Source organism: Actinoallomurus acaciae, assembly GCF_042429965.1.
GTDB classification, from domain to species: Bacteria; Actinomycetota; Actinomycetes; order Streptosporangiales; family Streptosporangiaceae; genus Actinoallomurus; species Actinoallomurus acaciae.
On sequence record NZ_JBHLZP010000245.1, the window covers coordinates 1 to 12,027 of the forward strand.

Annotated in this window: 7 protein-coding genes and 1 pseudogene; 3 read left to right on the forward strand and 5 right to left on the reverse strand. The window is 71.2% G+C overall.

The features are described 5' to 3' along the window. Both ACFFNX_RS28030 and ACFFNX_RS28035 read right to left on the reverse strand, forming a co-directional pair. On the reverse strand, window positions 1-2,201 hold a 2,201-nt coding region (locus tag ACFFNX_RS28030; protein ID WP_378208534.1), incomplete at its 3' end, for a transglycosylase domain-containing protein. 250 nt (window positions 2,202-2,451) lie between these two features. Next, complete coding sequence (locus tag ACFFNX_RS28035) at window positions 2,452-4,629, reverse strand: transglycosylase domain-containing protein (RefSeq protein ID WP_378208536.1); 2,178 nt, start codon at window positions 4,627-4,629, stop codon at window positions 2,452-2,454. Between the two features lie 115 nt (window positions 4,630-4,744). Here ACFFNX_RS28035 and ACFFNX_RS28040 point away from each other — a divergent pair, with 115 nt between their 5' ends. Next, complete coding sequence (locus tag ACFFNX_RS28040; protein ID WP_378208538.1) at window positions 4,745-5,305, forward strand: GNAT family N-acetyltransferase; 561 nt, start codon at window positions 4,745-4,747, stop codon at window positions 5,303-5,305. Window positions 5,306-5,335: 30 nt separating this feature from the next. Here ACFFNX_RS28040 and ACFFNX_RS28045 read toward each other — a convergent pair whose 3' ends face one another. The 3 genes from ACFFNX_RS28045 to mfd are packed head-to-tail and all read right to left on the reverse strand — an operon-like array spanning window position 5,336 to window position 10,598. Further along, window positions 5,336-6,271 (reverse strand): nucleoside triphosphate pyrophosphohydrolase, encoded by a 936-nt coding sequence (locus ACFFNX_RS28045; protein WP_378208540.1) that lies wholly within the window; start codon window positions 6,269-6,271, stop codon window positions 5,336-5,338. Beyond that, window positions 6,259-6,963 carry a hypothetical protein gene (locus ACFFNX_RS28050; RefSeq protein WP_378208542.1) on the reverse strand — a complete coding sequence of 235 codons (705 nt, stop codon included), beginning with the start codon at window positions 6,961-6,963 and terminating at the stop codon, window positions 6,259-6,261. The genes ACFFNX_RS28045 and ACFFNX_RS28050 overlap by 13 nt, the downstream gene beginning before the upstream one ends. A gap of 38 nt (window positions 6,964-7,001) precedes the next feature. After that, window positions 7,002-10,598, reverse strand: a complete 3,597-nt coding sequence (gene mfd / locus ACFFNX_RS28055) for a transcription-repair coupling factor (RefSeq protein ID WP_378208544.1) — start codon at window positions 10,596-10,598, stop codon at window positions 7,002-7,004. A gap of 184 nt (window positions 10,599-10,782) precedes the next feature. On the opposite strand from mfd, the gene ACFFNX_RS28060 reads away from it, so the two are divergent. After that, window positions 10,783-11,487, forward strand: coding sequence for a class I SAM-dependent methyltransferase (locus ACFFNX_RS28060; RefSeq protein WP_378208546.1), 705 nt, complete (start codon window positions 10,783-10,785; stop codon window positions 11,485-11,487). Window positions 11,488-11,548: 61 nt separating this feature from the next. Further along, window positions 11,549-12,027 (forward strand): annotated as a pseudogene (locus ACFFNX_RS28065) (adenylyl-sulfate kinase); the annotation flags it as partial.

The following is a 12,027-nucleotide window of genomic DNA, read 5'->3' on the forward strand; positions in this document are numbered from 1 at the left end:
CGGCCGCCGGGCGGATTGCCCGGCGGATGCGGCACGCTCGGCACACCCCGGCTGACGTGGATGACGACCGTCGTGCCCGGTTCGACGCGAGCGCCGCCGCCCGGGCTCTGGCTCGCCACGGTGCCCCGCGGGTACCCCGACGACACGCTGGATCCCGTCGCCACGCCGAAGCCGGCCGCCGCCAGCCTCGCCCGTGCCGCCGAGGCGCTCAGGCCGACCACGCTCGGCACCGAGGCGAGGTCCTCGCCCGAGCCCTCCCGGTAGTACTCGCTCGGCGGGCTGTGGAAGTCGTGCGCCGGCACGCCCTTCAGCGCGCCCAGCATCGTCTCCCGCCAGATCGGCGCCGGGATGTCCGAGCCGAACACCTCGCCGTAGCAGCGTCCGGCCAGGCACACGTTGCGCAGCGGGTGAGCGTAACCTCCGCGCGGGTCGCCGACCCAGACGGCGCTCGCCAGGTCCGGCGTGTAGCCGGCGAACCAGGCCGAGGAATAGTCGTCGACCGTGCCGGTCTTGCCGGCCGCCGGGCGGCCGATGCCCATGCCGGCCGCGGTGCCCTGCGTGAGCACGCCGCGCAGTACGTGGTTGACGCCGTCGGCGACGCCCTTGCGGATGGCCTGGCGGCACTTGGCGTCCGGGACCTTCAGCCCGTGGCCGTTCGAGTCGGTGATCTTGGACAGCACGATCGGCTCGCAGTAGCGGCCGCGGGCGCCGAACGCCGCGTACGCCGCCGCGAGCCGCAGCGGCGAGACCGTGTTGGCGCCGAGGGTGAAGGAGGCGACCTGCTCGAGCGGCTTGCCGTCGGCGCGGCGCATGCCGAGCCGTTCGGCCATCTTCACCGTGTCGCAGAGCCCGACCTGCTTCTCCAGGTTGAGGAAGAAGGTGTTGACCGAGTTCCACGTGCCCGTGATCAGGCTGAACGAGCGGCCGCCCTCGCCGTCGGCGGCGTTGCTCAGCGACGTGTCCGACCCGGCGTACTTGCCGTCGCAGTCGCGCAGGCCGGTGGGCGCGTAGTGCTGGGGAGCGTACAGCCGGTGGCCGAACGCCATGCCCTGGTCGAGGGCGGCGGCGAGCGTGAACACCTTGAACGTCGAACCCGCCTGCATGCCCAGGCTCGTGCCGTGGTCGCCGTCGGCGGCGAAGTTGACCCAGGTCTTGCCGACCTTCTCCGACGGCCCGAGGGCGCGGTCGACGGCCATCGCCTTGACCGCGCCGGTGCCGGGCTGGACCAGGACCTCGGCGGACGCCTTGTGGCTGGAGTTCTTCTGCGGCACGTAGTGGTCCACCGCGCGCTGGGCGGCCCGCTGCATCTTCGGGTCCAGGGTGGTGCGGATGGTCAGGCCGCCGCGCTGCAGGAGCAGCTTCCGCGCGTCGGTGGTGGACCCGAAGATCGGATTGGTGAGGATCTCCCGCTGGACGTAGTCGCAGAAGAAGGGCGCCGAGCTCTCCACGCAGCCGTTCGGCGTCGACGTGACGTCGAGGTTCAGCGGCGCGCTCTCGGCGGCCGACACGTCCGCCTTGCTCGCCCAGTGGAGCTGCGCCATCCGCGCCAGCACCGTGTCGCGGCGCTCGACGGCCGTCTTGGGGTTCACCGTCGGGTCGTAGGCGTACGGGTAGCGCACGATGCCGGCGAGCAGAGCCGCCTGCGGCAGCGTCAGCGACGCGGCGGACCGGCCGAAGTAGTGCCGGGAGGCGGCCTCGACGCCGTACGCGCCGTCGCCGAAGTAGGCGATGTTGAGGTACCGCTCCAGGATCTGGTCCTTGGTGTAGCGCTTCTCCATCGCGACCGCGAGGCGCAGCTCTCGCATCTTGCGCGCCGGGGTGGTGGCGCGGGCCGAGTCACGCTGCTCGGCGCTGCTCGCCGTCTCGATCAGGAGGTTCTTGACGTACTGCTGGGTGATGCCCGAGCCGCCCTGGGTGACCTGGCCGGCGACGACGTTGCTGGCCAGGGCGCGGAGCGTGCCCTTGACGTCGAGCCCGCCGTGCTCGTAGAAGCGGTTGTCCTCGATGGCCAGGATCGCCTTGCGCATGACCGGCGCGACCTTGTTCAGCGGGACGTCGACCCGGTTCTCGTAGTAGAAGGTGGCGATCTTCGAGCCGTCCGCGGCGAGGATGACCGATCGCTGCGGCACCGGTGGGGTCCGGATGTCGGCGGGTACGGACTGAAACCAGTTCGCGCCGTCACGGGCGCTCACACCGAGCATGCCGAGTGTAGAAAACGCGATTAGGGCCGCCAGCACGCCGGCGACCACCCCCGTGCCTGCGAGGCGGCAGACGATGCGGAGGGTTCGATGGTGCGGGGCCACCCCTGACGACACCCGGACAGAGTACGTCGAAAGTTGTCTTCATAGATCTCGCTGGCCTAACAAAAATTCCCATCAACCGGAGTAGGCCACCTCAAAGCATGCTTAACAGCACTTTGGTCGGGCGATCCGCAACCGACCCTAAACCCGGTTACGGTCGAAAGGCCTGGAGGAGCCAGTTGAGGAACGGCGACTCGTCATCGCGCCCCGGCTGGTCGCCACCCTTGGCGTCATCCTTATCCTTTTTATCCTTTTTGTCCTTGTCTTCCTCCTCCTCGCCGCTCCCCTTGCGGAAGAAGCCGCCGCTGGGTGCGCTGAACCCGTGCTCGGGCACCCCCTGCAGTGCCTCGGTCATCGTGTCGCGCCAGATCGGCGCCGGGACGTCCGCGCCGTACACCTGCGCGAAACAGCCCTCGCCGAGGCATACGTCGCGCAGCGGGTGTTTGTAGCCGCCACGTGGGTCACCGACCCACACCGCGCTCGCCATGTCGGGGGTGTACCCGGCGAACCAGGCCGAGGAGAAGTTGTCCACCGTGCCGGTCTTGCCCGCCGCCGGGCGGCCGATCTCGTTGCCCTTGGCGGTGCCCTTGGTCAGCACTCCGCCGAGCACGTGGTTGACCGCGTCCGCGACGTCACTGTCGATCGCCTGGTGGCACCCGGCGCTCGGGACCTTCACCGGCCCCTTCGGCGAGGTGATGCCGGTGATGGCGATCGGCGAGCAGTAGCGGCCGCGCGCGCCGAACGCCGCGTACGCCGCCGCCAGCCGCACCGGCGAGACGGTGTTGAAGCCGAGCGTGAAGGACGGGTACTGCTGGAGCTTGCCGCCGGTGGCCTTGCGCATGCCGAGCCGGGTGGCCATCTTGTACGTCTCGCACAGGCCGACCTTGCGTTCGAGTTCGAGGAAGAACGTGTTCACCGAGTGCCAGGTGCCCGTCACGAGGGTGAAGTCGTGGCCGCCCTCGCCGTCACCGGCGTTGCCGAGCGCGGTCGAGTCGCCGACCCGGTGACCGGCGCAGTCGCGGAAGCCGGTCGGCACGAACTCCTTGGGCGCGAACAGCTTGTCGCCGAACGCCATGTCCTGCCGGAGCGCCTCGGCCAGCGTGAACACCTTGAACGTCGAGCCCGCCTGCATGCCGAGGCTGGAGCCGTGGTCGGCGTCGGCCGCGAGGTTCACCCACATCATGCCGCGCTTGCTGCTGTCGCCGAGTTTGCGGTCGATCGCCATCGCGGTGATCTCCCCCGTGCCCGGCCGGACGAGAACCTCGGCGGCGGCCTTGCCCGAGGAGTTCTTCGGCGGCACGTGCCGGTCCACGGCGTGCTGGGCGGCCTTCTGCATCTTGGGTTCGAGCGTGGTGTGGATCTCCAGGCCGCCGCGTTGCAGCAGCGCCCGGCGCTGTCGCAGGTTCTTGCCGAAGACCGGGTTGCCGAGGATCTCCCGCTGCACGTAGTCGCAGAAGAACGGCGCCGAACTGGTCACGCAGCCGTTCGGCGTCTTGGTGATCTTGAGCCGGACCGGCTGGGCACGGGCGGCCGCCGCCTCCGCCGGCGTGATCACCTTGAGCTGGAGCATGCGGTTCAGCACGAGATCGCGCCGTTTCCGGCCGCGCTTGGGATGCAGGTGGGGGTTGTAGGTCGTCGGCGAGCGCACGATCCCGGCGAGCATCGCGGCCCGGTCGAGCGTGAGGTCCGCCGCGTGCACGCCGAAGTAGTGCCGGGCCGCCGCCTCGACCCCGTACGCGCCGTCGCCGAAGTAGGCGATGTTGAGGTACTTCTCCAGAATCTGGTCCTTGGTGAACCTCTTCTCCAGCCCGACCGCGTAGCGAAGCTCGCGCAGCTTGCGGCCGGCGGTCGGCTCCAGCGCGCTCCGGCGTTCCTGCGCGTTGTCGGCCATCTCGGCGAGGGCGTTCTTGATGTACTGCTGGCTGAGTGTCGACCCGCCCTCGACGACCTCGCCGGCCCGCAGGTTGGCGATCACCGCGCGCAGGGTGCCCTTGACGTCGAGCGCGCCGTGCTCGTAGAAGCGGCTGTCCTCGATCGCCACGATCGCCTTGCGCATGACCGGGGCGACCTGGGCGAACGGCACCTCGACCCGGTTCTCGTAGTAGAACGTGGCGAGTTTGCTGCCGTCGGCCGCGAGGATCACCGAGCTCTGCGGGAGCGCCGGCGTCACCAGGTCGGCGGGCAGCGACTGGAACCCGTGGTCGGCCGCGCGTACGCTCAGCCCGCCCATCAGCGCGTACGGGAGCAGCAACGCCGCCGTCAGCATGCCCGCGATGAAGCCGACGGTCGCCAGATCGCGGAGCCTGGCGAGCGTATCTCCCGTTTTCACCCCCACAATCCGCGGTCATCCCCACACGCGCGGTAACCGGAAACCTTGAACGGCGTTTCGTCGGCTACAGGCGCTCTGAGGGGTTCCTGGTGCTTCGCGCCGATACGCTGCCTGGATGCCCCACAAGGACCACCGGGTGACCCTGCGCCCGCTCAACGCCGACGACGAGCCCGAGTTCCTCGCCCTGGTGGCCGCCAGCACGGACCTGCACCGGCCGTGGATGTCGCTGCCCGGCACTCCCCCGGTGTTCCGCGCCTACGTCGAGCGCTACAAGGGGCCGGACGAGGAGTCGCTGCTCGTCTGCCGGCGTGACACCGGGGCCATCGCCGGCTTGATCAACATCAACAGCATCATCCGCGGGCGCTTCCAGTCCGGATCCCTCGGCTACGCGGCGTTCGCCCCGTCGGCCGGCCGCGGCTACATGTCCGAAGGGCTCGATCTGGTGCTGCACCACGCCTTCGGACGGCTGCGGCTGCACCGACTGGAGGCCCAGGTCCAGCCCGAGAACCACGCCTCGATCCGGCTGGTCCGCCGGGCCGGCTTCCGCAGCGAGGGCCGCTCACCCGACCTGCTGTTCATCGACGGCGCCTGGCGGGACCACGAACGCTGGGCCATCACGAACGCGATGGCCGGCATCGTCCCCGCCGAGCCGCACCCCACGCTGCCCGAGCGCTGAGCCGCCCGAATCCGGACGGCGGCGCGGGTCCTACGCGTCGCCGGAGTCCTCCCAGTCGCGGACGCGGTCGTGGAAGCGCCTCGCGGCGGCGCGAAGCTCGGTCTCCGGGTCGCGGCCCTCCGCACGCAACCGGTTGACCAGGGCGAACAGCTCGGCGCCGGTTCCCTCGTCGGAGAACAGCTCCTGCGGGGCGCCCGCCTTGGCGGCGCGCCGCTGCAGCTTGTCCGCGAGCGACAGCGCGGGCTGGCCCATCGGCACGCCATGGAAGATCGACGCGTCCTCTCCGCGCTCGGCCGCCTTGATCTTGTCCCAGTTGGCGTTGACCTCGTCGGCGTCGGCGACCGTGACGTCGCCGAACACGTGCGGATGGCGGCGGACCAGCTTGTCCACGATGCCCTCGGCCACGTCGTCGACGGTGAAGTCGCCGGCCACCTCCGCGTGGAAGGCGACCTGCATCAGCACGTCGCCGAGCTCCTCGCGGAGGGCCTCGAGGTCACCGCTCTCGATCGTGTCGACGACCTCGTACGCCTCCTCGAGCAGGTACGGTGCGAGCGAGGCGTGCGTCTGCCCTCGGTCCCACGGGCACTCGCGGCGCAGCGTCGCCATCACCGTGACCAGGTCGAGGAAGCGCGCGCCCGGCAGGTCGTACGCGCCGTGCACGACCTCGATCTCGGGCGGGTCGGCCATGCCGATGAGGGCCGTGCCGACCGCACGCATCACATCCTCGTCGCCGTCTTCGGCGGCCAGCCACACGAGCGCGCCGTCGGACGCCGCGCGCACGAGCGCCGCGGCGTCCGGATCGGTCACCTCGACCTCGATCCCGGCCGCGCGCAGGTACGGCAGTTGCGGGTGCTCGGCCGAGCCGGTCAGGACCCGGTCGGCCGTACGCAGCGTGTGCCAGGCCGGCCAGGTCAGCTGCCCCGGCGCGACGCGCGGCGAGGACGCGAGGAAGATCAGAGTTGGCACTTCGATTCACCGGTCGGGCCGTCGGGCGTGCCGCTGTCCGGGGTGGACAGCTGTGGGCAGACCGGGCCGAGCTGCATGGACTTGTCGTCGAATGTGCCATAGCGCGGGTCCACCGTGATCCCGAGCCGGTGCGCGGCGGCCAGGAGCGCGATCATGAGCCGCTGGCCGGCCACCTGCTCCTGCGGGGTGGTGGCACCCTTCGGGTTGACGCCGAACCGGCCGTCGATCGCCTGCTGGAGCACCACCGTGCGGGCGAAGTCATCGGCATAACTCGTCGGCAGGCCCTGCGCCACGATCACGGTCTCGATGGTCTCCCGGCCGCCGGCCTGGGCGACGAAGGCGTCCACCTGGCCCTGGCTCACGGAGATCTTCTGCTGGCGTGCCAGCTCGTTCCACGCCCGCATCTCGATCAGCAGGAAGAGCGCGCTGCGCTGCGGCGAGGACGGGTCGAACGGCTGGATGCTGCCGGGGTTCCCTCCCGGCTGCGCCTGGGCGTTCTGGACCACCTGCTGCGCCTGCGGGTACTTCGGCAGCTCCTTGTTCCACCGGTCGACGGTGGAGTCGAGCTTGGAGACCGTGATGCGGTCGTGGCCGATGATTGCGGCGGCACCCGGCTGTACGGGGCCGCACGCGGCCAGAGCGGTACCGGCGGCCAGTGCGCAGACGGCGGCCTTCAGCGACTTACGGAACACGAGTGTCCTTCTCGTTCGTGGCTCTTCGAGAACCGATCTCACCGCGCCACCGGCTCGGGGAGCAACAGCGCCTCGACGAGATCGGTGGCCCATTTCAGCAGCTCCTGATCGCGCAGCGGACGGCCGCCCAGCGGAGCCGTCTTGGGCGCCGGCACCAGCAGCGTATTGGTCGCGGCCTTGAGGATGCTCTTGGGGTACAGGCGTTGCAGCCGCACCCGGCGCGAGTCGGGCAGCCGCACGGGCGAGAACCGGATGTGGTTGCCCTGCAGGGTGACGTCCGTCAGCTCGGCCTTGCGCGCGAGGGCGCGGAACCGCGCGACCTCCAGGAGGTTCAGCACCGGCACCGGCAGCGGGCCGAAGCGGTCGACGAGCTCCTCGCGGACCGGTTCGATCTCCGAACCGTCCTGAATGCCCGCGATGCGCCGGTACGCCTCCAGCCGCAGCCGCTCCCCCGGGACGTACTCGTGCGGGATGTGCGCGTCGACCGGCAGCTCGACCTTGACCTCGGGCGTCTCGGCCGGACCGTCCTCGCGCAGCTCGCGCACGGCCTCGCCGACCATCCGGACGTACAGGTCGAAGCCCACGCCGGCGATGTGGCCGGACTGCTCGGCGCCGAGCACGTTGCCCGAACCCCGGATCTCCAGGTCCTTCATGGCCACGAACATGCCCGCGCCCATCTCGGTGTGCTGGGCGATCGTGGCCAGCCGCTCGTGCGCGGTCTCGGTGAGCGGCGCCTCGGTCGGGTAGAGGAAGTAGGCGTACGCGCGTTCGCGCCCGCGCCCGACCCGGCCGCGCAGCTGGTGGAGCTGCGACAGGCCGTACATGTCGGCCCGGTCGACGATCAGCGTGTTGGCGTTCGGGATGTCCAGCCCGCTCTCCACGATCGTCGTGGCGACCAGGACGTCGTACTCCTTCTCCCAGAAGTCGACCATGATCTTCTCGAGCTGGTGCTCGTTCATCTGGCCGTGCGCGACGCCGACCCGGGCCTCGGGCACGAGCGCGGACAGGTTCGCGGCCACCTTGTCGATCGAGCGCACGCGGTTGTGGACGAAGAAGACCTGGCCCTCGCGGAGCAGCTCACGGCGGATCGCGGCGGCGATCTGCTTGTCGTCGTAGGGGCCGACGAACGTCAGGACCGGGTGCCGTTCCTCGGGCGGGGTGAGGATCGTCGACATCTCCCGGATGCCGGACAGCCCCATCTCCAGGCTGCGCGGGATCGGCGTGGCCGACATGGCCAGGACGTCGACCTGGGTGCGCATCTCCTTGAGGCGTTCTTTGTGCTCGACGCCGAACCGCTGCTCCTCGTCGATGATGACCAGGCCCAGCTCCTTGAACCGGGTCTCGGGCGACAGCAGCCGGTGCGTGCCGATGACCAGGTCGACGGTGCCGTCGACGAGACCGCGCAGCGTCTCGGCGACCTCCCCGGCGGTCTGGAACCGGCTGATCGGCTTGATGTTCACCGGGAACGCCGCGAACCGCTCGGCGAACGTCGACAGGTGCTGTTGCACCAGCAGCGTCGTCGGCACCAGGACCGCGACCTGCCGGCCGTCCTGGATCGCCTTGAAGGCCGCGCGCACCGCGATCTCGGTCTTGCCGTAGCCGACGTCGCCGCAGATCAGCCGGTCCATCGGCACCGGCTTCTCCATGTCGGACTTGACCTCGTCGATGGCGCCGAGCTGGTCGGGCGTCTCGACGTACGGGAAGGCGTCCTCCAGCTCGCGCTGCCACGGCGTGTCGGCCGCGAACGCGTGCCCCGGCGAGGCCTGCCGGGCGGAGTAGAGCCGGATCAGCTCGCCCGCGATCTGGCGCACCGCCTTGCGGGCGCGGCCCTTCTGCTTCTGCCAGTCGGCGCCGCCGAGCCGGTGCAGGCTGGGCGCCTCGCCGCCGACGTACCGCGTGACCTCTTCGAGCTGGTCGGTCGGCACGAACAGCCGGTCGCCCTTGGCGTACTCGATGATGAGGTACTCGCGGGTGGCGCCCTGGACCGTACGGCTCGCCATCTCGACGTAGCGGCCGACGCCGTGCTGCTCGTGCACGATGTAGTCGCCGGGGGTGAGCCGCAGCGGGTCGATGCCGCCGCGACGGCGCGACGGCATGCGCCGCATGTCCTTGGTGGAGGACCTCTGCCCGGACAGGTCGGTCTCGGTGAGGACCGCGAGGCGCACCGCGTCCCAGACGAAGCCGTGGTCGAGGCGGCCGCACGCGACGTTCACGAGCGCGGGCTCCGGCGGGCCGTCCAGGTCGGCGACCCTGGCGCCGAGGCCCTCCTCGCGCACGACCTCGGCGAGGCGCTCGGCCGGGCCATGGCCCTCGGTGACGAGCACGACGCGCCAGCCGTCGTGGATCCAGCCCTTCACGTCGGCGATCACGCGCTGGGTGTCGCCGCGGTAGGCGTCGGCGGCGCGTGCGCCGACGCGCAGTGCGTCGGCGTCGGGCTCGCCGCTCACGTCGGTGACCTCGGTCAGCTCCCCGGTGGCGTCGGAGTACTCCCGCCGGGTCGTCCTCGTGTCGTCCCCGGCTCCGCCGCCCATCCCCGCCCCGCTCACGAACGGGGTGATGGTCCGCCACGGCAGGCCGAGCCCGGCGGCGTGGTCGCGCACCTCCTCCAGCGTGCGGTAGGCCGCCTCGCCGAGGTCGATCGGCGCCTCGCCGCCCGCGGCGGCGTTGACCCAGGACGCCTCGAGGAACTCCTGCCCGGTGCTGACCAGCTCCGCCGCCCGCGTCCGGATGCGCTCGGGGTCGCAGACGACCACCCAGGAGCCGTCCGGCAGTACGTCGAGCAGCAGCTCCATGTGGTCGGCGAGCACGGGCGCGAACGCCTCCATGCCCTCGACCGCCGCGCCGTCGGCGATCTGGTCGAGGACGTCGGCCAGCGCCGGGTGCTCGCGGGCCAGGTCCTTGGCGCGATCGCGCACGGGCTCGGTCAGCGGCAGCTCACGGCACGGCGGCGCCCACAGGCCGTCCTGCGCCACCTCCAGTGAGCGCTGGTCGGCCGCCTTGAAATAACGGATCTCCTCGACCTGGTCGCCCCAGAACTCCACCCGCAGCGGGTGTTCTTCGGTGGGCGGGAAGACGTCGAGGATGCCGCCGCGCACCGCGATCTCACCGCGCTTCTCCACCAGGTCGACCCGGTCGTAGCCGGCCTGGACCAGGCGGCGCACGACGTCGTCGAGGTCCACCTCGTCCTGGGCGCGCAGGCGTACGGGCTCCAGGTCGCCCAGGCCGGACACGATCGGTTGCAGCACGGCGCGGACCGGGGCGACGACGACGCGCAGCGGACCCGCCGCGGGGTCGTCCGGGTCGCCGTGCGCCAGCCGCCGCAGCACGGCGAGACGCTGGCCGACCGTGTCCGAGCGCGGTGACAGCCGCTCGTGCGGCAGCGTCTCCCACGCCGGGAACGCCGCGACGTCCGCGGGGGCGAGCAGGCTCGTCAGGGCGGCGGTGAGGTCCTCGGCCTCCCGCTCGGTGGCGGTGACCATCAGGACGGTACGGCCGGGTTCGCGGGCGAACGCGGCACCGAGGAGTGGCCGCAGCGCGGGCGGCGCGACGAGGTCGAGCCGCGGATCGCTGCCGGAGACCGCCGCCGCGAGGGCGGGGTCGGCCGAGGTGACGTCGAGCAGTCCGGAAAGGGTCATGAGCTCACAAAAGGCGCGCAGCGGGAAACACCCGAAGGCGGTGGCACCCCCGGGGTTCCCAGCCTACGCGCCCCCGGTTACCACAGTGGCGCCTCCCCTGGGAGGAGCGGTAAGACGAAACGCACCACACGGACAAAGCCGATTGCGAGCACGAGGTGCAGGCGGGCGACTACTCTCCGGAGTTGTGACCGACCTGCGAACACCGCCGATTCACGACGGTGGCCTGTTCCCAGCACGAGTCCGGGAGTATGCCCTTGAGAGGCCCATGCAGCGGCTCGCGATCCTCGACGCCGGCTGCGGATGGGCGCGCGAGATCGAGCTCGCCGCCCACGAGTGCGTCATCACCGGCGTGGACGACGATCTTCCACCGCTGCGGGCGCACACGGAGTCGCGGCGCGACCTCGACAGCTTCCAGCTGGGCGACCTGCGCACCGTCCCGATGCCGCCACGCGTGTACGACGTGGTCCGCGCGTCACACCTGATCGAGCGGATCTCGCACGCGGAGCTGGTGCTCGACCGCTTCGTCGCCGCGCTGAAGCCGGGCGGGCTGATGGTCGTGCGGTTCCGCGACCGCAACGGCGCCTTCGGCTACCTCGACCGGCGGCTGCCGCACTGGCTGCGGCACCTGCTGTGGCACCACGACCAGCCGCCGCCGGCCGTGTACGACCGGGTCGCCTCGCTGGAGGGCATGCGCTGGTACTGCATGATGCGCGGGCTGGTCATCGCCGAGGAGCTGACCTCGCGCGACACCGTGACCGGCTTCGGGCGCCTGACGGGCATCGCGTTGCGCGTCGTGGCGCTGCTCGGCCGCGGCCGCCTGACCGCGGCCCACAGCGAGGTCACCATCGTGATCCGCAAACCGGAAAACCGCTTCGCCCGCATCATCTGAGGTGTCCTGTGCAGCGCGTACAGTGCAATGGTCAGGGGTCTAGACACGATCGGAGTCCGCGTTGACCACCGAAACCGGCGAGCTGCGCGATCTGCCGACTCTCACGCCGGGTCCGGCCGAGCTGGCCGACCTCGAGCTCCTGCTGAACGGCGCGTTCCGGCCGCTCACCGGATTCCTGGGCGCGGTCGACGCCGCGACCGTCGCGGCGGCCGGGCGGCTGTCCGACGGCACGCCCTGGCCGGTGCCGGTGACGCTGACCGTCCCCGAGGACCTGGTGAAGGAAGACCGCCTGATCCTGACCGATCCCGAGGGCGCGCCGCTCGCGGTGCTGACCGTGGCCGAGGCGTGGAAGGAGCCGGCGTCCGCGCCGGACGACCTCACCGACGCCGACCCGGCCTCCTCGGGATGGCGGATGGCCGGACCGGTCACGCCGCTGCGCACGCCCGAGCACGGCCCGTTCCGCGGCCTTCGCATGCCACCGGACGAGGCGCGTCTGGAGCTGGCGGGCGCCCCGGCCCTGGCCATCGCGACCCGCACACC